Raw genomic sequence first — 21067 nt, 5'->3', positions numbered from 1 at the left:
TTTAGGAAATATTCTTAAAATTTACACCATTTTGTGGTTCTCTATAAAAGTATCAGCCAAGTCATGTTAGAATAACCTAGCTAAATACATCCATAGTAGTTACAAAAAAGCACCTTAGTATCAATTTTTAAAAGGAGGATCTTAATGGAAGGCTCTTTTCGTAAACATTGTGGCTTTTTTACCCCAAAATAATCGAAAAAATACCCTAGATGAAGATATCAGCCAATAAATTATGTAAGAAAAGAGCAATACTTACTAAATTAGTTGTGAATTATTAGTATTATGTGTAAAAATCCGGCTTTTGGGATTTTTACGAAAGCAACAAACTTTGCGAAAACAGCCTAATGGAATTACCACAAAAAAGAAACTCCGCTTAAGAACGGAGTTTCTTTTATTTTATTCAAGTAGATAAACTCTTGCCTCGTAAGGCTTTAATGTAAATTTCTTAACTGTACCCTCTACTTCTGGATAGTTACTAATGATTAATTCACTTGCTGAGAATGATAAGTTGTTCGGTAATTCAAACGTTGGTTCTTGTGCGTAGAAATTACAAACAACTACTAACTTCTTGTCTCCTAAAGTTCTTACATAAGCAAATATATCCGGATCATGCTCTAACAGTAAATCATATTCACCGTAAACGATAATCTCGTGTTGTTTACGTAGCTGAATTAATTGTTGATAGTAATAAAAGATAGAATTTTTATCTTCTTGTACTGCCTTTGCATTTATTTCTTTATAATTAGGATTTACTTCAATCCAAGGAGTTCCAGTTGTAAAACCTGCATTCTCACTATCATCCCATTGTACCGGAGTGCGTGCATTATCTCTTCCTTTAACATAGATTGAATTCATAATTGTTTCATGAGCGAGCCCTTGCTCACTTTTTTCTTTATACATATTTAAGGTTTCAATATCTTTATATTGTTCAATGCTTTCAAATCGAACGTTTGTCATCCCCATCTCTTCACCTTGATAAATATAAGGAGTTCCTTTCATCATGTGAAGTAATGTTGCCAACATTTTTGCCGACTCTACTCGATATTTCCCATCATCTCCGAAGCGAGAAACCATCCGTGGTTGATCGTGATTGTTCATATATAAACTATTCCAACCAATCTGTTCCAAGCCCTTTTGCCAACTAGACAAGTTTTCTTTCAGGTCTGACAACTTAAGTGGACGAAGATCCCACTTTCCATGTGGGCCTGAATCTAAGTCAACATGTTCAAACTGAAATACCATGTTGACTTCACCACGATCTTCAGCCGTATATAATTTAGCTTGTTCATGGTTTACCCCAGGCATCTCTCCAACAGTCATCACATCATAATTTGCAGTCGTCGATTTATGCATTTCTTGTAAAAATTCATGGATACGAGGGCCATTCATAAAGTATTCGTGACCAGATACATATTTTTTTCCTGGTTCAGAAGGAGCATCAGGAAGTCCTTCTACTTTCGAGATGAAATTAATTACGTCCATCCTAAATCCATCTATACCTTTGTCAAGCCACCAATTCATCATTTTATAAACTTCTTCACGAAGCTTTGGGTTTTCCCAATTTAGGTCTGGCTGTTTCTTTGAGAACAAATGTAAGAAATATTCGTCTGTTGTTTCATCATATTCCCACGCTGAGCCACTAAAGGCGCTTGCCCAATTATTTGGTTCTTTTCCATCTTTACCCGGGCGCCAAATATAATAATCCCGATACGGGTTATCTTTTGATTTTCTCGCTTCTACAAACCATTGATGCTCATCTGAGCTATGGTTAACAACTAAGTCCATAATCAGTTTCATGCCACGGTTATGAACCTCTGCTAATAACTCCTCCCAGTCAGACATCGTCCCAAATTCATCCATTATCTCTTGATAATCACTAATATCATAACCATTATCGTCATTTGGAGACTTATATACCGGTGATAGCCAGATAACATCAATCCCTAACAACTTTAAATAATCGAGCTTTGAAATAATTCCTTTCAAATCACCAATACCATCCGCATTACTATCCGCAAAACTACGAGGGTAGATTTGGTAAACAACACTTTCTTTCCACCAGGTCTTATTCATAGTATGTAGTCAACTCCCTATCTTGTCTCTAAATCAAAGGTATCCATTCCCAATATTACTATAAGCTTTCTAGATTGTGCAAACGGTTTCCTGAAATATTGGTGAACTTAAACAATAATTGTGGATTACTAGGGACTATGTCATATGTGGTGAAACAAAAAAGATTGAGACTCTCATCATGAGTACTCAATCTTCTTTGACTATTCTTCGACCTCGAAAATTCCTAAAGAAAGTAGTTCCGTTACTAATTCTTCTTTTGCTTCTCCGTCAATACTTAGTTCGAATACTTGCCCAGGTTGAAGTGCAATAGCTAATATACCAAGTAAACTTTTAGCATCAATTACCCAGTGGTCCTTTTTTATAAGGACTGTATCAGAGTATTTACTCGTAGCATTAACTAACTTGCTTGCGGCTTCAGCAAAGATTGGTGCTAATACTTTAACTTTCATTATAATGATCCCCTTTCAATGAAAAATTTTCTTTCTTTTTCCATTATCTATTTTTTTTTGAACAAATGGAAGATATTTATTGTGAAAGAAATGCAAACATTTTATTAAACGAAACTCCTTTTAAAATTAATCTATCCAAAAGTAAAAAATTGATAACATTAGAATAGCTTTTTAAATGGGACCGTAAGTAAAAACCTCTACAGAATTTCGTAGAGGTTTTCTATTCTTCATTATATAACTGTTCTTGAAATTTCATTGCTTTTCTATGAAAATAGAACGCTGAAGCAAGAGAACAAATACTAACCACTATTAAAATGATTGTTTGATTTTGGGTAACACCTTCATTAGGGACAATTAACCCAATAAACATAAATACCGTTAGTGCTAATAATATAAATGCAAATCTTTTATAATCTGTAACTTTATCAGATAATACCTTCGTATTTTTCATGTTAGTAACCTCCAACTCTATTTATCACCGAATTAGAGTCTTTTACCACTCGATGCTATTCTAGTATAACATATCGTAGTATCTGAGGTTACATCCAATTAAAGCCAATGGAGTCGAATGATCGACTCCAATAACTATTACTGATTGTTTAAATGTTCTACCATTAATAACACAAGATTTGCTGAGTTAACTGAGGCTGTCTGTAAAAATTGATCATAGGACATCTTCGCGTCACTACCAGCAATATCACTTAATGAACGTATAATCACAAAAGGACAATTAAATTGATAACAAACCTGTGCAATAGCTCCTGCTTCCATTTCTGCACAGTATGCCTGAGGAAACTTATGCTTAAGTTCAAGAACTCTATTTTCATCACTCATAAATGAGTCTCCTGATAAAATTAGCCCCTTGACTGAGTGAACCCCTACTTCAGTAGCGCTTTTCTCGGCAATTGAAACTAACATATCGTTTGGTTGATAAGCAGCCGGCATTCTTGGAACCTGTCCAAATTCATAACCAAAAACAGTAGCATCGACGTCATTATATCGGACTTCTGTTGAGATCACAATGTTGCCAACCTCTAATGATGGCTCAAATCCTCCTGCTGATCCTGTGTTTACTATGTAATCAGGTTTAAATTTATCTATTAGCAATGTTGTACCTATAGCAGCATTTACTTTACCTATACCTGATTTTAATAAAACTACATCCGCCCCATTTAACAATCCACTGAAGAATTCACAACCAGCAATTTTTTCTTCAACCTTGTTATCAAGTTTACTGATTAGTAATTCAACCTCTTCATCCATTGCACCTATAATTCCAATACGCAAATTAAATCAATTCCCTTCTATTCTTCATTCTAAAAATATACCCTATTTATGTCCTTATGAAAAGACCTCGGATCCGAGGTCTTTTCAGCTTGTTCCTTATTATTTGTATCTTCCGCAGAAGAATTCCTACTCTCAATTAGAAAGGATTTTCGGTTAACTTCTCAACACTTACAGGCATCCACCCTTCATTTGTTACCCATTCAATTCTGACTTGATAAGGAGTATTTCGATTGTTTGAGTCTGAAACAATCCCTACAGCACTTTGATGGTCACCACCATTACTAACACGCCATAGTATGATGGTATCATCTAACCCAGTTGCTACTTGAAAGGCTTTTGTCATCTCTAGCCAATTCACGTGATCTCTATCATAGATGGCGACAAATGGCTCTTCCTGGACAGTTCCAATAGGCTGCCATTGCCCTGTTTGTTGGGTAGTCCCGCCTTGGTTTTGGTTCGTAGGTGTCTCATTGGCATTTGTTGTCTCTTCTGGCGTTTCTTCATCTACTTCCACTTCTGTTAAATTCTCTTTTGCCTCAACATCTTCATCTACTTCCTCAGTTTCTTCATTAGTAACTGGAGTAGCCTGTACTGGCATCTTGCTACTTACAGCCTTTTCAGGAGATTTGCCTCCTAAGAACAACTGGCCTCCTACTAGTAAAATGAGAAAAACAACTACTCCTATTGATATATTTAATATCTTGTCCGCTTTTTGCTTCTTCCTTTTTTGGCTCCTAATACCGCTACCGTAAAAGTTATCATTTCTCATTTACATTCCCTCCTACGTTGACTACTAGTTACCATTATAATCAAATTTTAGAATTTTTTCGATAATTATATCTGAAAAAAATATTTTACCTTAGTTACAAAGTACAACACTCTAATTTTGATCAAACTCATAAAGATACTTTACAATCTTTTGATATGCTTTAAGTGTCTTATAATTTCCACTATGGTGATCTAAATCAACGATGACTAAGACATATTTAGGCTTGTCGGCAGGAAAATAACCTGCAAACCAGTGACTCAACTTTTCTTTATTTTTACCTTTTTCGGCGGTACCTGTTTTTCCAGCCACTAAATAAGGACTGTTACTAAGTTTGGAATTAGCTGTTCCTTTTTTCTGTTTTACTACTGAACGAAGCAATTCTTGTAGTCGCATAGCCGTATAGGTTGAAATTTGATTACCATCACCTAACTGTTGTGTAGGAAATTCAACCACTGTTGTTCCATTCTCATACTTAATTTTTGTAGCACTACGAACTTGACGTTTTTCTCCCCCACGTGCAATGGTTGCTAACATATTTGCCACCGCTAAAGGTGTAACCCGAACATTTTTTTGACCAATAGCTGTTTGTGCAATTGCATATGGATTACCAATATCCTCCTCGCTAACAATAATAGTCCCTTCTTCCTCTTCTGGAAAATGGGCTATATTTTCTAATCGATAAATATCGCCATTCCAACCTACCTTATCTACTAATCCTAATTTTTCAGCATAACGTTGCAATACCTGATTATCTGTCTTTAACATTTCAGATGCTAACTTGGCAAATGTATAATTACAACTTTGCGCGAAACTTTCTTGGAATGTTAAACTTCCTAGCATCCTTGGTTCTTCCTGATCACCATAAAGATTTCTATTACAATCAAAGAGATCAAACTTATTAGTAATGTTTTGATCAATAGCTGCAGCAGCAACTACAATCTTAAAAATAGAACCAGGTGTATAAGAAGAAACAATATGGTTTTTTGCTCCCTCATCAAATGGAAAATGAATATTGAAAGTCGGCAAACTAACAAGTGAAATCAGATCATTTGTTTTTACATCCAGTAATACGGCACCTCCGTACGTCAAGCCCGTTTCTTTTAGCGCATCCGTAACATAATTTTGGATATCCTTGTCGAGCGTTGTGACAACTTCTGTTGGATGATACGGATCTGCTGGTGCATGATAACGTACATCATACCCAAATAGTGGTCTTCCTAAGTTATCAACAAAGTAATTTAACTCAGAACTTCCTTGTGATATTAAAAACGGATCCAACGAACGCTCCATCCCTGATACACCTATTTCGGTATGTACTGACAATGTTCCATTTTCCACTTGTGCTTTATATCTTTTTTTTACCTCTTCTACATTTTCTCCTACAACACCTACTAAGTGGGGGGCAATGTTTTCTGTTCTCTCCTGAACAAAATGAGCATAAACACCAGGAATTTTTAATTCATTAATTTTATTCATTTCTGTTATCGAGAGTCTTCGGCGCACTCCATTATCCTTAAATATAAATGGCTCATTGGCATGTTCAATCGATGTGATAAGCTTTTCAGTGTCTATATTAAGGATTTGCGCAACTTTAGATAATGACCAGCCTTCTTCCTTTAAGTAAGGGAACAAAATAAGGCTTGGAAAATAGTCCATATGTAATGATTGACCATTTCGATCAGTAAAATAACCTCTTCCAGAATGCAGAACAAATTTTTTCGTCCGCTGTTTAATACTTTCCTGAACTAGATCAATATCGTATTTTGTTATGTGATGAGTAGCGATGAGTTGAACATATGCAAGTCTAATAATAAAAACGAACATTGCGAGCAAAAATATTCCTAGTACCCAAATCATCCGTTTGCGAACAGTCATGCTATCACCTCCATTACTCATTGTTACTAATTCATGGAAGTTTATTCAAAAATTTGCTTACGCTACGCTTAGAGCAACTTGTCTCAAATAAAAAAATGCCTAACACTACACTTTGGTAGAAGCTAGGCACTCTATAATCATTATTTTATTTCTAGAATTTCTACTTTCATTTCTCCACCAGGTGTTTGAACAGTTACCTTATCGCCTACTGTTTTCCCTAAAAGGCTTTGAGCCATTGGAGAGTCATTTGAAATTTTCCCTTCAAAAGGGTCACTTTCTGCACTACCTACAATCGTGTAAACTTCCTCGTCCCCATCAGGTAGCTCTTTGAACTTTACAGATTTCCCTAACGAAACAACGGAAGAATTTGTCTCATCTTCTTTAATAATTACAGCATTACGAATCATTTTTTCAATAGTAACAATTCGACCTTCTACAAAGGCTTGTTCTTCTTTTGCTGAATCGTATTCAGAGTTCTCAGATAAATCCCCGAAAGAGCGTGCGATTTTAATTCGCTCTACAACTTCTTTTCGTTTTTCTGCTTTTAAGAACTCTAATTCCTGCTCTAGTTTTGCTTTACCATCCAACGTCATATAAAACTTTTTGTCTTCACTCATCTTGTCGATCACTCCTTATAATGTACATTCATTTACTGGTCAGTAAAAATATTTTGGTAAGGTTTTCAATAGTGCTTAGCAAAAATTATCGTAAGTATAAAATCTGCCAACTATATGTACAGAAAAGCTTAGCAAGTCGCTTCTCAAGCAAATTGCACAAGCTTTTCTTTACCATCTTATGAAATAACAAGCTGAAAATAAAAACCCTATTTCCCTATGCTATTACAAAATTTCTTTTTCTTCAAGGATTGTTCTAATTTTTGTTACCATTAGATCAATTGCGACACGATTTTGTCCACCTTCAGGGATAATCACATCGGCATATCTCTTTGTTGGTTCAATAAATTGGAGATGCATTGGACGCACAATTGAAGTATATTGAGTAATCACCGAGTCTAATGTTCTTCCTCGTTCTTCAATATCTCTTACAAGCCTTCTTATTATGCGAATATCAGCATCAGTATCAACAAAGAGTTTAATATCCATTAAATCTCGAAGTCGCTTGTCTTCTAGGATTAAAATCCCTTCGAGTATAATCACATCTTTTGGTTCAACAATCGTGAATTCTTCAGCTCTCGTATGTCTAGCGTAATCATACTGTGGCTTATTAATACTTTCGTACGCCAATAATTTTTCTAAATGATTTAATAAAAGATCATTATCAAAGGCTAATGGATGGTCATAATTTGTCTGAACCCGTTCTTCCATTGTTTTATGACTTTGGTCTTTATAATATGCATCTTGTTCAATCATTAATATAGATTTATCAATAAAGTTTCGATAAATTTCGTTGGCTACCGTTGTTTTTCCTGACCCTGTTCCTCCGGCAACACCAATAACAACGGGCTTTTTCGTCATTATAGTACTCCTTTACGCATCATATTATTTGGGAATAGTGGTTTATCCACTTTAAATTTCACAATTTGAAGTGGATGTCTAGCCGCATCCATTGCTTCACCTGTTTTTGCGTCCAAAATATCCCCAACTGTAATAGTAAAGTTTTCAATTTCCGGACCAAAAAATTCTACTTTATCACCAGGTTTAAAGTAATTTCTCTGTTCTAACGTAACAATCTTTGTTTCTTTATCATAATCTAGAACAAGTCCTGCAAAGTCAAATGGAGTTTTCTTTCCTTCTGTTCTACCGAAAAGCTGTTCTAAATATGTTGGCTCACTCTCAAAAAATGAAGAAGCTGTGTCACGATTTGCACATTTACTTAATTCTATAACCCACTCAGGATCCATCTTAAAGTTATCCGGGTCAGCACAATATGCATCAATCACTTTACGATAGACGGAAACGACTGTAGCAACATAGTGAATAGATTTCATTCTACCCTCTACTTTTAAGCTGTCAATTCCGGCTTCAATAAGCTGAGGAATTCCTTCAATTAGATTTAAGTCTTTCGGACTCATTGAGAAAGGTAGGTCTTCACCGCTAAACAATGGATTTTCAATCACTTCTTCTTGTCCATTTGTTTCCTCATAAAGATCGTACTCCCAACGACATGACTGACAGCAACCGCCTCTATTAGAGTCACGAGCCGTCATGTGATTACTTAATACACAGCGTCCTGAATATGATATACACATGGCACCATGAATAAACGTCTCAATTTCAATATCTACGTTTCTTTTCATTTCTAGCATCTCTTCTAAGCCAACTTCACGTGCTAGTACAACTCGGTGTAAACCTTCTTCCTTCCAGAACTTTATCGCTTGCCAGTTTGTTAATGACTGCTGTGTACTTAAATGAACCTCAACTTTTGGTGCTACTCGCTTACATGTTTCAATAATTAACGGATCGGCAACAATAATCCCTGCAACACCAACGTCTTGGAGATCTTGTAAATATTCTTCAAGCCCCTCCATATTTTCGTTATGTGCAAAGATGTTTGTTGTAACATAAATCTTGGCCCCATATTGCTTGGCAAATTCAACACCTTCACGCATTTCTTCAATTGAAAAATTATCAGCATTAGAGCGTAATCCGAACTCTTGTCCACCAATAAATACCGCATCAGCACCATAATGAACAGCTATCTTTAATTTTTCTAAGCTTCCAGCAGGAGCTAATAACTCAGGTTTTTTAGTGATGACACGTTTTCCCTCTGGGGTAACTGTTGAAATTTGTTCCATTATACACCCCTCCTTAATAAACAGTTTCTTTAAAGAAAAATCCGGTGTCTAGTTTCCGATTTTTCGGTTGTATTTTTTCTATTTCTTGTAGAAAATGATACTTCTTATCCTGATATGCATCGGGATCCTCAAAATATAGATCGATTGCTTCACGGTAGAGAGATGTTACTTTCTCTAGATAGTCAATCTCTTTAAGAATTCCGTCAATTTTAAAGCTATCTATTCCAGCATCAAGCATTTCTTCTAATTCATCTATAATGCAGATATCATTTGGGCTCATGATATGTGTTCCATTTTCATCTTCAAAAATTGGATACTTTGCATCTCTCTCAGGATCATGTAAAAGTAAGGATCTATCTTTACTTCGCCCTTCAACCTTCAGATCCTTTCCTTGAAACGCCATGTAGTTGCCTAACAACATCCGCTTAGATTGAAACATACAAGTCATTCCATGAACTTGAACCTCAATCTCAACTTCCGCATTTTCTTTCGTTTCAACAATTGCATCCATATTAATTTCTCTCGCCATTACAGCACGTTTTGCTCCTTTTTGCCCCCAATAATTGGCCGTAAAATAATTCGTTGCTGTCGTTTCAGTATTCCAATGCAAAGGCAGACCTGGAGCATTTTCTCTTGCTGCCATAAGGACTGCTGGATCACCAAACACAACGGCGTCAACTTCCACTTCGGCTAAAAATTTAAGATAATCAGGAAGCAAATCTAATTTATCATTATGAAAAAGGGCATTCATTGCAACATAAATCTTAACTCCAGACTCATGTGCAATACGAACAGCTTCTTTTACCTGATCTCTGTTAAATTCTCCTGCCAGACGTAAACCAAATTTTTCTTCACCGATAACAAAGGCAGTAGCTCCCGCTTTAATTAATCTACTTATATCCTCAACCTTCGTTGGTGTGAGAAGTAATTCAGGTTTTTTCATTATAGTCACCACCTATTTTTTCTTACTGATCGCCATTCCATCACCAATTGGATAGAACGTCGTTTCATATTGTTCATTTATCATTAACATTTCATTATAAGCTCGCAAGTTAGTTACCATTGTGCGTATTCCTTTAGCAATTTTCCCATCATTTGCCACAATGCCTTTAAATAATACATTGTCACTAATAATTAGGCCATTTTGCTTAACCAGAGGGCTATATAATTCAAAGAAGCGTTTATACTGACCTTTTGCTGCATCAATAAAAAGACAATCAAAAGGACCATACTGTTCAACTTGAGATCCAACTTCTAATGCATCACCAAAAATTAAGGAAATACGATTATCTAAATTAGCTCTTTTTACATTTTCTTCAGCTTTCTTAAATCTTTCCTCATCACGCTCAATGGTAACAATTTCACACTGAGGTAAATGATCTGCAACACGAATTGCAGAGTAGCCAATCGCGGTACCTACTTCTAGCACCTTGCGTATTTCTGCCAAGGAAAGTATTTGTAGCATGACTTCAATACTAACAATGTCCATTATTGGAACACCATGTTCTAAAGCATACTGCTCGATCTCCGTCACTAAAGGACCCCGCTGTTTTATTAATGAGCTAATATAAGAATTTACTTGATCAGACACCATAAATAAAGCTCCTTATAAAAAATCTTCATTCTAAAAAGAACGATTTATTGTACCATAAAGAGAAAGAGAATGCGAATAATCACACTCTCACTAAAGGTTATACAGCATTAAAAGTTAATTACGATATTTTCTTAAGATCTCTTGATGCTGCTGGAATGTCTCGCTATAATGAACGTTTCCTTCACTATCTGCATAGAAATAAAGGTTTTTGTGGTCCTCAGGTTGTAGAGCTGCTTTAATAGAAGCTTCACCTGGATTATTAATTGGTCCTATTGGAATACCAGCATAACGATAAGTGTTATAAGGTGAGTCAATATCTAAATGTTCATACAGTGTCCTTGAAAAATGTTGACCATGTGCATAAGCAATAGTTGGATCAACTTGTAGCGCCATATTGATTTTTAAGCGATTATAAAGCACTCCGGAAATTTTATAACGGTCTTCTGTTCTTTGTGCTTCACCTTCAATGATTGAGGCTAAAGTCATGATTTCGTGAATAGTATATTCACTTTCTTCGAGGTCTTCAAAATATTTTCCAACAATTTGTTCCGTTCTCTTTAACATTGTCTCTAAAATATCTTCAATCGAAGGATTTTCCTCAACAAAATCATATCTTGCAGGAAACAAGTACCCTTCAAGAGGCCATCGTAAACGTTCATCTAAGATGTCTTCAGTAAGAATTGAATATTTACTAATTAGGCCTTCAAGATATTCGCGATCTGTAACCTTTTCTGTTAAGGCTTCAATTGTATGATTAGTTTCTTCAGAAATCGTATTTAAAATACTCTCTAACCATCTGCCTTCTGGAATTGTAAAAGATAACGCATATTCTTGATATACTGTTCCTTCTTTTAATGCAGCAATCATGTCATCCATGGTCATACTTTTAGACAATTGGTAATCGCCCGCTTGAAAACCTGATTCATTTTTATACTTAATATAATATCTAAAAAAACTAGCATTTTTGATGAGTCCGTTTTCTTCCAAGATGTTTCCGATTCTAGTCCCTGTTGAACCAATTGGTATGTGTACATCTATTAGCTCATCACTAGTTACATCAACTGGCTCTAAAACACCCTTTATATAGTGGTAGGCAGAATATCCGGTTACACCAAAGGCGATTATTAACAAGAGTAAGCAGGCGGTTACAATTTTTCGTACGATACTTGCTTCTTCTCCACGTTCTCGTAATAACTGCTTTCTTATCTCCTGTTTTTGCTTTTGTTTATCTTCTGTAGTCATTATTTCCCTCCCCCTCTTATCAACCCTTATAGAGGACTTCTATCGTAAAAGTACAACACTCCTATTATACCTATATTTCTACATAATTTCATTAACTATGTCAATTTCATGAAAAGAATAGCGAATGAAATGCAAAAAGGCAACCTTTTCGGTTGCCTCCTCTTAACTACTCTTCTTCTTCGTCATCTGCCTGGAACGTGTTAAGCATTTCCTCAACCATATCCCATTCTTCGTCTGTTTCAATAGGAAACAGCTGTAAATCGTCGTCACCTTCACCTGTTTCTTCAAAACGGAAAGCATGAACTTCTGCTTCCTCGTCTTCACTTTCTTCTTCGCCAACAGCAATAAGTACCATGTATGACTTTGAAGTTTCCTCTACATCAAAAGTAAAAAGTACTTCGAATAAATGCTCGTCTCCATTTTCATCTGGAATAATTATACGTTCTCTTTCTGTATTTTCCACAATAACACCTCATTATTTTTTATATCAAAATGTTTTCATACTCTTAAGTTAATATTGACATATTTTCTTAATCGCATTCGTTTTACATTATGATGAAGAATCTAAATATCCTTGCAAGATCATAACCGCTGCCATCTTATCAATAACACTTTTACGCTTTTTCCGACTCATATCCGCAGCTATAAGCATCCGTTCAGCTGCAACAGTTGTTAAACGTTCATCCCACATAATGATAGGTAAATTAAAGCGATGTTTTACTTCATCAGCAAACTGTTGACAAGCTTCACCACTCGGACCAATTGTACCATTCATATTTTTAGGCAAACCAACTACGACTTTGTTTATTTCAAGTTCGGTGATAAGCTTCGATAATTTCTCCCAGTCTTTTTCTGGATCCTCTAAGTTGCGCTTAATCGTTTCAATACCTTGGGCAGTCCACCCAAGTTCATCACTAGCCGCAACTCCAATTGTTTTTGTTCCTACATCTAAACCTAATGTTCTCATATTACCCCTCTTGGTGCTGTGATAAATACGATTTTACTAGTTCTTCAATTAATTCATCTCTTTCAAGCTTACGAATTAATGACCTTGCGTCTTTGTGTCTCGGAATGTAAGCTGGGTCTCCTGATAATAAATAACCTACAATTTGATTAATTGGATTATACCCTTTTTCTTCTAATGCCTCATATACCGTTAAAAGTACCTCTTGGACATTCGTATCTTCTGAGTCATCTTGAAAATTAAATTTCATCGTATTGTCCATAGAACTCATCACAAACACCTCTTTCCTACAATGCACAATTGATTTAAAACTAATAAACTGGACATTTAATAATTCTAATAACCATATTGTACACTAACATGAATTATTTAGGAAATTGTTTTCAGAAATTGTGGTACAAAATCTAAAGCTTCCTGTAGCTGAGTTGGATTTTTCCCACCTGCTTGTGCCATGTCTGGACGACCTCCGCCGCCTCCACCACAACGCGTTGCTACTTCTTTAACAATGTTCCCTGCATGATAGCCCTTTTTAATTAAATCGTTTGTTACTCCCGCAACAATATTTACTTTTTCATTATTGACAGCAGCTAAAACAACAATACCTGAACCTAGTTTATTTTTTAAAGTATCCACTAAACCACGGATGCTATCCATATCAGCAACATTCACTTTTGCTGCAATGAGTGATACATCATTTACTTTTTGTACATTTTCAATTAGATCTCCAGCTTCCATGTTCCCTAGCTTGGCTGCTAATGACTCGTTTTCTCGTTGCAGCTTGCGAATTTGTAATTGCAATTGTTCTACTTTATCAGGTACATCCTTTAGGTTAGATTTGACTAAACTAGCCGCTTCTTTTAGTAAATCTACCTGTCCATTCATATACTCATATGCACCTTTTCCTGTTACCGCTTCAATTCGGCGAATTCCTGCTCCAATTCCAGATTCTGAAACAATTTTAAACAATCCAATTTCAGCAGTATTTTTCACATGGCAACCACCACAAAGTTCTAGGCTATACTCTCCCACCTGAACAACGCGAACAACCTCACCATATTTTTCACCAAATAGAGCCATTGCTCCCATCGCTTTTGCTTCATCAATGTTTTTATTTGAAATTTCAACAGCTATAGCATCCCAAATCTTTTGATTAACAATTGCTTCAACGTTTGCTAATTCCTCTTGAGTAACCTGACCAAAATGAGAGAAATCAAAACGCAAACGATTTTCAGAAACTAGTGAACCAGCCTGATTTACATGTTCACCTAGCGTATCTTTTAAGGCACGATGAAGAAGGTGAGTAGCTGTGTGATTTTTTACAGTACCAATTCTTTCCGTTTCCTCCACTGTTGCTATTACAGTCATTCCGTTTGCTAGAGTACCTTCAACAACACGTACTGTATGAAGATTTTGTCCATTTGGCGCTTTTTGGACATCTTCTACTTGAGCAACAACACCTTCAGCTCTTAGGGAACCTTTGTCAGCGACCTGACCACCACTTTCAGCATAAAAAGGTGTTTGGTCAAGCATTATTTTTACGACATCACCAGCTATTGCATTCTCTACTAGTTCCTTATCTTTAATAATCACTTCAATTTTAGACGTTGCTGTAAGTTTTTCATAACCTACGAATTCACTCTTGACCTTAAGCTCTCCTAACAGTGTGTCCTGTGATTGCATCGATTCACCTGTTTGACGAGCAGAACGGGCACGCTCTCTCTGTTTTTCCATTTCTGTCTCAAAACCAGCACGGTCAATAGAAAGACCAGCTTCCTCAACATATTCTTCTGTTAAGTCCACAGGGAAACCATACGTGTCGTATAGACGGAAAACATCTTCACCAGAAATAAGCTCTAGGTTTGCTGCTTTCGCCTGTTCTATAACTTTAGAGAGAATAGCTAAACCCTCATTTAGCGTTTCATGGAAGCGCTCTTCTTCGTTTTTAATCACCTTTTGAACAAACTCTGTTTTATCTTTTACCTCTGGGTAGAAGTCAACCATAATTTCACCAACAATTGGTACTAACTCATACATGAAAGGACGATGGATGTTGATTAATTTTGCGTAACGAACAGCTCTTCTAAGCAAGCGTCTTAAAACATACCCACGTCCTTCGTTAGAAGGGAGTGCTCCATCTGCTATAGCAAAACTAACTGTACGAACATGATCAGCAATAACCTTAAATGAAACATCTAAATCTTTATTTTGACCATAAGCTACTCCTGAAATCTCTTCTGTTGCTTTAATAATTGGTACAAATAAATCTGTATCAAAGTTAGTAGGAACGTCCTGAACAACAGATACCATTCTTTCTAAGCCCATTCCAGTATCAATATTTTTCTTAGGGAGTGGTGTATATGTACCATCTGGATTATGGTTAAATTGAGAAAAGACAAGGTTCCAAACTTCTAGATAACGTTCGTTCTCCCCTCCTGGATATAGTTCAGGATCACTTTCATCATTACCATAGCGCTCGCCACGGTCATAAAAGATCTCAGTATTTGGTCCACTTGGTCCTTCACCAATATCCCAGAAGTTTCCTTCTAGACGAATAATTCTCTCTTCAGGTATCCCAATTTCTTTACTCCAAATATCGAATGCTTCATGATCTTCGGGATGGATAGTAACCGAGAGTTTTTCAGGATCAAAGCCAATCCAATCTTTACTAGTTAAGAACTCCCAAGCCCATTCAATAGACTCTTTCTTAAAGTAATCACCAATCGAAAAGTTTCCTAGCATTTCGAAGAACGTGTGGTGACGAGCTGTTTTACCGACATTCTCAATGTCATTCGTTCGAATTGACTTTTGTGCGTTCGTAATTCTCGGATTGTCCGGAATTACACGTCCATCAAAATATTTCTTCAAAGTTGCTACGCCACTGTTAATCCAAAGCAATGATGGATCTTCATGAGGAACAAGTGATGCACTTGGCTCAACTGCATGTCCTTTCTCTTTAAAAAAGTCTAAAAACATTTGTCTTACTTCAACTGAAGTTAATCGTTTCACCTTAAATTCCTCCAATATAAATTTTGAATTATGAATTGTGAATTATGAATTATTTATGCTGTGCTTCGAAGAATAGCTCAAAGCAATTCAACATTGATAATTCATAATTCACAATTGAAATAGAAAAAGCCCCCATCCCAAAAAGGGACGAGAGCTGAACTCACGCGGTACCACCCTAGTTATGAACAAATTGTTCATCACCTTGTGTTAATAACGGTTTTGGCCGGCAGGTTTTGGCCTGCTTTCAGGAGTAGCAGTTTATTAACCTTCATCTAGAATTTCTTTCAGCCTAGGAAATTCCTCTCTAATAGATGGACTTTAATAAAGGGTTCCTTCATCAAGTTTTAATATATTCTTATAATGGTCATTATAGTTATGGCAAATGCCTTTGTCAAGAATGCAAAATGTTTAGCTCCAAAGCAAAGCGGACCATTCTAAATTCTTCTTTTTACATTCTCCATTTTTAAATGCTAGCGTCTTCTTTATGTCTTTTTTGAATAGCCTCTCTTATATGCATGATGAATACCTTCACTATAGCTAAAATCGGTACTGCAATAATTAAACCAATAACCCCGCCTACTTCCCCACCAACAATTAGTGCAAACATAATTAATATAGGATGCATATGTAGGCTTTTTCCAACGATTAGTGGTGATAAAATATTACCTTCGATGAGTTGAATCCCAAAGTTAACGAGCAAACCTAATAAAACAAGTTGAAATGATTCTGTAAAAGCGATTATTGCTACGGGAATTGCACCAATAATTGGACCGAAATAAGGAATGATATTTGTAGCACCAATAAAAATGCCTAGAATTAGTGCATATGGCATTCCAATTATCCAAAGACCTATTGAGGCAATGATTGCTACAGCAACACAAACGATTATTTGACCTCTTATATAGTTACCTAAAGAAACATTAATATTTCTCAATAGTTCTCTTCCAGAACTTCTCCATTTCCGAGGAGTTAGATACCAAACCGTTTTTTCAATCAAGTTAAAGTCTTTTAATAAATAGAAAACAAGAAACGGGATAATGATTGCTACGAGTAGGTAATCAAGTAATCCACCTAATCCTTCAATTGTTCCAACTACCCCTTCTGCAGCCACTGCTTCAATGTCCGTTAACCATCCTTCTGCCGTAACCCGAAATCCATCAGGCAACATCGAGGTTTGCTTATAGAAGTCACTTACAACGTTCCGATAAATATTTGCAAAGTGCGGGATGTTTACAAATAGATCTTTTACTTCTTCAACAATGTACGGGGTCCCTTTGACTAATAAATATCCAAATCCAAAGATAATAACAATGTAAATTAACAGGATTGAGAACGGCCTGGCAATTCCCAAATTTTTTAGTTGTTCAACAATTGGGTGAAGTAGATAAGTTATAATTCCAGCAATAATAAAAGGAATTAGAATTCTAATGATTACGATAAAAATTGGTTCCCAAATTGGTGAAAGCAAAAAGAATACATACCCACATAATAAGATTAGTAAAAGACTCGCTAAACGCAAAAGCCATTTTGTTGGTAATGGTTCCAAAATATCACCCCATTTTTATCCATGTAGACCTTATTGTTTAACAGAAGTTGTAAAATTATTATCGAATTTATCAATTCAAGTTAAAACAAAAAAGCCCCTAGCCTAAACTAGGAGCTAACTCGATTACGAAAATGTTCGCATCATGCGCTTTTGAAGCTTCTTTATTGTTTGTTTTGATGGCATCATTTCAGCCATTTCGAAATTGTTTGTCATGGGTTCCATCATACGCATCATTTGTTTACGACGCTTAGGATCCATCATTGAAACTGCAGCTGCACCTAAACCTATAGCTAATAAAGTTCTTGTACGCAATTCAATCACCACCAATTTTAGAGTGTTAGTGCTTAGACTTTAGGTCATCAGTACCTCTAACACTTGATGAAAGTTATTAACTACTTTCTACGCTCATATCCTCATCTTCAAAGAGGTCATCAAGTGAGCTTAAACTTCCGTCTTCCTCTACTTGGTGCAGTGAAAATCGCCCGTTTACGATAGTTAATTCAATAAAACAATGCCAGCAATAATATTGATTTGTACCTATTTTTCCAATATCTTTCCCTTTGCAATTAGGACAACGCATCGTAGGGCCTCCTTTAACAATTTAGATCAATGACTAGAACCTCTTCACCAACTGTTAAAGGAGCTGTTGATTGCAACACGCGTTTCCCCTCTTTCAAATCAGCGATAAATCCGTCTGTCACTTCATACCCTACGATATTGCCCATTTTTTCATGAAAATATACATCTTCTACCAAGCCCAACTTTTCGCCTTCAGTCGACATTAACGTTTTTCCAACAATTTTTTTCACTCCATTGTGAAGTGTAAAATACGGAAATTGTTTTTTATCATATGAAGACAGCATATTAACGTTATCAATAATTAACGCATCATGTCCTATTGCATGGATATGGTCCAAAGGTACAAATAAATGGCGATTTAACCAACCATTTTTATCAATAAGCAAGCCTTTAACTTTTGTTTCCTGAAATAACAAATCGATCACTTTCCCGATTTCCTCTCCACCTTCTAGAGATATAACGGATAAACCATTTAGAACGGAAAACGTTCGCAAAGTCATTCTCCCACCTTTCCGAACATTTATATCGTTTGTAATTTGTCAAGAAACATGCAAAGCAACTAATTCCAACTGCAATGTACAAATTTTCACTTCAGAAAGGGAAGTTCTACATTCTGCATTCTGCATTCTACATTCCACATTCTACAATCTACATTGCTCAATTAGCTTCTCTCTCAGCTTTGTATTTCTCTGCATTTCATTCTGTTGTTGGATTGCCGTTTGAAAGGCTTTCACTTCCCCACAAAGAATTAGAAATTCCTTCGCTCTTGTAATTCCGGTATAGACTAAGTTTCGACGAAGCATACGATGATACCCCTTTACAATGGGCATAATGACAATAGGAAATTCACTACCCTGTGATTTATGGACACTACAACAGTAGGCTAAGGTAATCTGATTTAGATCTTGCTTTGTATAAACCACTTCTATTCCTTCAAAGGAAATAACAATTTGATCTTGTTTTTCAACATTCTCTTTTGCAAACATAATGGCAACGATTTCTCCACGGTCTCCATTAAAAACATTCTCTTCTGAATTGTTGACAAGTTGAAGAACAACATCACCGACACGATAGGTTACTTCTCCAAAGACAATTTCACGCTGTCTTTCTTTTTTCGGATTAAATATGCTCTGTAGTTTTATATTTAATGCTTCAATCCCCGCATTTCCCCGATACATAGGGGCTAAGACCTGAATTTCTCTAGCAGAATAACCCTTCTTCATTGCATTTTGGCACACTTGTTCAATTACAGAAATGACTTGATCCTGGCTACATGCAAAGAAACGACGGTCTGATTTTGCATCAGTAATATCTCCTGGCAACTGACCTTCTTTCATTTTGTGAGCAAGCTGAATAATTGATGATTCCTTAGCTTGACGATAAATATCAATTAAGTTTACTGTTGGAATGACATTCGAGTGGAGTAGTTCACTAAGTACTTGTCCTGGTCCTACAGAAGGAAGTTGATCTTCATCTCCTACAAGTATGACTTGTATTGAACTAGGCAATGATTTAAATAATTGATTCGCAAGCCAGATGTCTACCATTGATACCTCATCAACAATCAGTAATTTGCCTTCAATGGGGTTATCTTCATCTTTTTCAAAACCTGAGTGACCACCTTTCCAACCTAACAGTCGATGAATGGTTTCAGCTGGTAACCCCGTTGCTTCTGACATCCTTTTTGCCGCTCTGCCAGTAGGAGCTACTAAGATGATTGGAAAGGGATTATTTTTCCCATAATCTCTTTTGTTTAAGGAAAGTCCATGAAGTTTGGCATAGGATTCAACAATTCCCTTTATTACTGTTGTTTTACCAGTCCCAGGTCCCCCCGTTAAGATCATCATACCGGATTGTAAAGCTGTTTTGATTGCTTCTTTCTGAGATGGAGCATACTCAATTTTTAACTCTTCCTCAGTTTCACCGATAGCTTTTAAAAATTCAGCTTCCGGAAATTCTTCAATATGTTGGTTGTTAGAAAGGAGGTTACTAATGCTTGTAACAAGTCCCTTTTCCGCGAAAAATAAGGAAGGTAAGTAAACATTTTCACCTTCGACAATAAGTTGTCCTTCTTCTTCTAAGAACACTAATTGTTTCTCAACATCTTCAACAGAAAGGTTATAGTTATTATCACTAAGCAAGGAGATAGCCTCTCTGATTAGACTATCCCTTATAACATAAACATGACCTTCTTGCAAAGACATCTCTTGAACAATGTGAAGGCATCCAGCATGAATTCGTTCCGGCTGACCTTTTGTAAATCCAATCGCTTGACCTAAGGCATCGGCCCTTGCAAATCCAATTCCTTCAACATCATAAATGAGCTGATATGGATTATTTTTTAGTACCTGTAACGTTTCTTCTTTATAAGCTTGAAAGATTTTCATGGCCATTTGGGGTCCAAAGCCATATTTATAAAGCTCAATAAGTACTTGCTCAATCCCTTGATTTTCAATAACTTGTTCATAAATGATCTGAATTTTTTCGTCTTTTAAAGATGGAATTTCCTTTAAAATGTCTTTATTCTCAATAATTTTTGATATGGCTTGTTCCCCTAATCTTTCAACGATAGCTTCAGCAGTTTTTCGACCAATTCCTTTAAAGCGATCACTGCTTAAATAACGAATAATCCCTTCACTAGTTTTGGGCATTTCTTTTTCGAAGGAACTAACTTGAAATTGTTGCCCAAATTTCGGGTGTTCAAGAATTTTGCCGTAAAATGTATATGGATGATCTTCATCTAGCTTTGGAAGTGTGCCAACTATGGCTATGACTTTATCCAATAGTTCTAGATTTGTGTTAAGTACTTTTACTCTCGCAACAGTATAGAAGTTTTCTTCATTCATATAAATGACGTTAACTAATTCACCTTTAATAAAAGGACTATCATTTTGATTTTCCACAACCATAATTTTAACCTCTTCCAAG

The 21067-nt window shown here is 36.0% G+C and carries 21 protein-coding genes; all 21 read right to left on the bottom strand.

Going from position 1 to position 21067, the window contains the following annotated elements:
• Positions 1-396: 396 nt before the first annotated feature.
• The 21 genes from DS745_RS13860 to recD2 all read right to left on the bottom strand — a co-directional run bounded on the left by DS745_RS13860 (position 397) and on the right by recD2 (position 21048).
• On the bottom strand, positions 397-2073 hold the full coding sequence (locus tag DS745_RS13860; RefSeq protein ID WP_129078823.1) for a glycoside hydrolase family 13 protein: 1677 nt from the start codon (positions 2071-2073) through the stop codon (positions 397-399).
• A gap of 200 nt (positions 2074-2273) precedes the next feature.
• On the bottom strand, positions 2274-2522 hold the full coding sequence (locus DS745_RS13855; RefSeq protein WP_129078822.1) for an HPr family phosphocarrier protein: 249 nt from the start codon (positions 2520-2522) through the stop codon (positions 2274-2276).
• Between the two features lie 220 nt (positions 2523-2742).
• On the bottom strand, positions 2743-2973 hold the full coding sequence (locus DS745_RS13850; RefSeq protein ID WP_129078821.1) for a YrhC family protein: 231 nt from the start codon (positions 2971-2973) through the stop codon (positions 2743-2745).
• A 137-nt stretch (positions 2974-3110) separates the two neighbouring features.
• Positions 3111-3809 (bottom strand): 5'-methylthioadenosine/S-adenosylhomocysteine nucleosidase, encoded by a 699-nt coding sequence (gene mtnN / locus DS745_RS13845; protein WP_129078820.1) that lies wholly within the window; start codon positions 3807-3809, stop codon positions 3111-3113.
• A gap of 136 nt (positions 3810-3945) precedes the next feature.
• On the bottom strand, positions 3946-4578 hold the full coding sequence (locus DS745_RS13840; RefSeq protein ID WP_129078819.1) for a DUF1510 family protein: 633 nt from the start codon (positions 4576-4578) through the stop codon (positions 3946-3948).
• Positions 4579-4689: 111 nt separating this feature from the next.
• Complete coding sequence (locus DS745_RS13835; RefSeq protein ID WP_161568267.1) at positions 4690-6453, bottom strand: peptidoglycan D,D-transpeptidase FtsI family protein; 1764 nt, start codon at positions 6451-6453, stop codon at positions 4690-4692.
• Between the two features lie 140 nt (positions 6454-6593).
• Complete coding sequence (gene greA, locus DS745_RS13830) at positions 6594-7070, bottom strand: transcription elongation factor GreA (protein ID WP_129078817.1); 477 nt, start codon at positions 7068-7070, stop codon at positions 6594-6596.
• Between the two features lie 222 nt (positions 7071-7292).
• Positions 7293-7928, bottom strand: coding sequence for a uridine kinase (udk, locus tag DS745_RS13825; protein ID WP_129078816.1), 636 nt, complete (start codon positions 7926-7928; stop codon positions 7293-7295).
• Complete coding sequence (locus DS745_RS13820) at positions 7928-9208, bottom strand: peptidase U32 family protein (RefSeq protein ID WP_129078815.1); 1281 nt, start codon at positions 9206-9208, stop codon at positions 7928-7930. The genes udk and DS745_RS13820 overlap by 1 nt, the downstream gene beginning before the upstream one ends.
• A 13-nt stretch (positions 9209-9221) precedes the next feature.
• On the bottom strand, positions 9222-10151 hold the full coding sequence (locus tag DS745_RS13815) for a peptidase U32 family protein (protein WP_129078814.1): 930 nt from the start codon (positions 10149-10151) through the stop codon (positions 9222-9224).
• Positions 10152-10163: 12 nt separating this feature from the next.
• Positions 10164-10802 (bottom strand): O-methyltransferase, encoded by a 639-nt coding sequence (locus DS745_RS13810; RefSeq protein ID WP_129078813.1) that lies wholly within the window; start codon positions 10800-10802, stop codon positions 10164-10166.
• Positions 10803-10916: 114 nt separating this feature from the next.
• Entirely contained in the window at positions 10917-12044 is a 1128-nt protein-coding gene (gene mltG / locus DS745_RS13805) for an endolytic transglycosylase MltG (protein ID WP_129078812.1), read from the bottom strand.
• Between the two features lie 166 nt (positions 12045-12210).
• Entirely contained in the window at positions 12211-12507 is a 297-nt protein-coding gene (locus DS745_RS13800; protein WP_129078811.1) for a DUF1292 domain-containing protein, read from the bottom strand.
• A gap of 87 nt (positions 12508-12594) precedes the next feature.
• Complete coding sequence (ruvX, locus tag DS745_RS13795; protein ID WP_129078810.1) at positions 12595-13011, bottom strand: Holliday junction resolvase RuvX; 417 nt, start codon at positions 13009-13011, stop codon at positions 12595-12597.
• 1 nt (position 13012) lies between these two features.
• Positions 13013-13279, bottom strand: coding sequence for an IreB family regulatory phosphoprotein (locus DS745_RS13790; protein ID WP_129078809.1), 267 nt, complete (start codon positions 13277-13279; stop codon positions 13013-13015).
• 98 nt (positions 13280-13377) lie between these two features.
• Positions 13378-16014 (bottom strand): alanine--tRNA ligase, encoded by a 2637-nt coding sequence (gene alaS / locus DS745_RS13785; RefSeq protein ID WP_129078808.1) that lies wholly within the window; start codon positions 16012-16014, stop codon positions 13378-13380.
• Positions 16015-16477: 463 nt separating this feature from the next.
• Complete coding sequence (locus DS745_RS13780; RefSeq protein ID WP_129078807.1) at positions 16478-17560, bottom strand: AI-2E family transporter; 1083 nt, start codon at positions 17558-17560, stop codon at positions 16478-16480.
• A 123-nt stretch (positions 17561-17683) separates the two neighbouring features.
• Positions 17684-17872 carry a hypothetical protein gene (locus DS745_RS13775; RefSeq protein WP_129078806.1) on the bottom strand — a complete coding sequence of 63 codons (189 nt, stop codon included), beginning with the start codon at positions 17870-17872 and terminating at the stop codon, positions 17684-17686.
• 76 nt (positions 17873-17948) lie between these two features.
• A complete protein-coding gene (locus DS745_RS13770; protein ID WP_071317955.1) occupies positions 17949-18140 on the bottom strand; it encodes a hypothetical protein in 192 nt (63 codons plus the stop codon).
• Positions 18141-18153: 13 nt separating this feature from the next.
• Positions 18154-18639, bottom strand: coding sequence for a PRC-barrel domain-containing protein (locus DS745_RS13765; RefSeq protein WP_241657821.1), 486 nt, complete (start codon positions 18637-18639; stop codon positions 18154-18156).
• A gap of 141 nt (positions 18640-18780) precedes the next feature.
• Positions 18781-21048 (bottom strand): SF1B family DNA helicase RecD2, encoded by a 2268-nt coding sequence (recD2, locus tag DS745_RS13760; RefSeq protein ID WP_241657820.1) that lies wholly within the window; start codon positions 21046-21048, stop codon positions 18781-18783.
• Between the last annotated feature and the right edge of the window lie 19 nt (positions 21049-21067).

The organism is Anaerobacillus alkaliphilus (genome assembly GCF_004116265.1).
In the GTDB taxonomy this organism is placed as follows: Bacteria; Bacillota; Bacilli; order Bacillales; family Anaerobacillaceae; genus Anaerobacillus; species Anaerobacillus alkaliphilus.
The sequence above is the reverse complement of the archived record's forward strand: the minus strand, read 5'-3'. Positions and strand labels throughout refer to the sequence as shown.

Excerpts from the sequence above, each read along its gene's own strand:
- DS745_RS13810 (WP_129078813.1), bottom strand. The coding sequence starts at position 10,802 with ATGGTGTCTGATCAAGTAAATTCTTATATTAGCTCATTAATAAAACAG.
- DS745_RS13835 (WP_161568267.1), bottom strand. The coding sequence starts at position 6,453 with ATGACTGTTCGCAAACGGATGATTTGGGTACTAGGAATATTTTTGCTC.
- DS745_RS13850 (WP_129078821.1), bottom strand. The coding sequence starts at position 2,973 with ATGAAAAATACGAAGGTATTATCTGATAAAGTTACAGATTATAAAAGA.
- DS745_RS13840 (WP_129078819.1), bottom strand. The coding sequence starts at position 4,578 with ATGAGAAATGATAACTTTTACGGTAGCGGTATTAGGAGCCAAAAAAGG.
- greA (WP_129078817.1), bottom strand. The coding sequence starts at position 7,070 with ATGAGTGAAGACAAAAAGTTTTATATGACGTTGGATGGTAAAGCAAAA.
- DS745_RS13815 (WP_129078814.1), bottom strand. The coding sequence starts at position 10,151 with ATGAAAAAACCTGAATTACTTCTCACACCAACGAAGGTTGAGGATATA.
- DS745_RS13860 (WP_129078823.1), bottom strand. The coding sequence starts at position 2,073 with ATGAATAAGACCTGGTGGAAAGAAAGTGTTGTTTACCAAATCTACCCT.
- DS745_RS13855 (WP_129078822.1), bottom strand. The coding sequence starts at position 2,522 with ATGAAAGTTAAAGTATTAGCACCAATCTTTGCTGAAGCCGCAAGCAAG.
- DS745_RS13770 (WP_071317955.1), bottom strand. The coding sequence starts at position 18,140 with ATGCGTTGTCCTAATTGCAAAGGGAAAGATATTGGAAAAATAGGTACA.
- DS745_RS13790 (WP_129078809.1), bottom strand. The coding sequence starts at position 13,279 with ATGAGTTCTATGGACAATACGATGAAATTTAATTTTCAAGATGACTCA.
- ruvX (WP_129078810.1), bottom strand. The coding sequence starts at position 13,011 with ATGAGAACATTAGGTTTAGATGTAGGAACAAAAACAATTGGAGTTGCG.
- DS745_RS13765 (WP_241657821.1), bottom strand. The coding sequence starts at position 18,639 with ATGACTTTGCGAACGTTTTCCGTTCTAAATGGTTTATCCGTTATATCT.
- recD2 (WP_241657820.1), bottom strand. The coding sequence starts at position 21,048 with ATGGTTGTGGAAAATCAAAATGATAGTCCTTTTATTAAAGGTGAATTA.
- mltG (WP_129078812.1), bottom strand. The coding sequence starts at position 12,044 with ATGACTACAGAAGATAAACAAAAGCAAAAACAGGAGATAAGAAAGCAG.
- udk (WP_129078816.1), bottom strand. The coding sequence starts at position 7,928 with ATGACGAAAAAGCCCGTTGTTATTGGTGTTGCCGGAGGAACAGGGTCA.
- DS745_RS13820 (WP_129078815.1), bottom strand. The coding sequence starts at position 9,208 with ATGGAACAAATTTCAACAGTTACCCCAGAGGGAAAACGTGTCATCACT.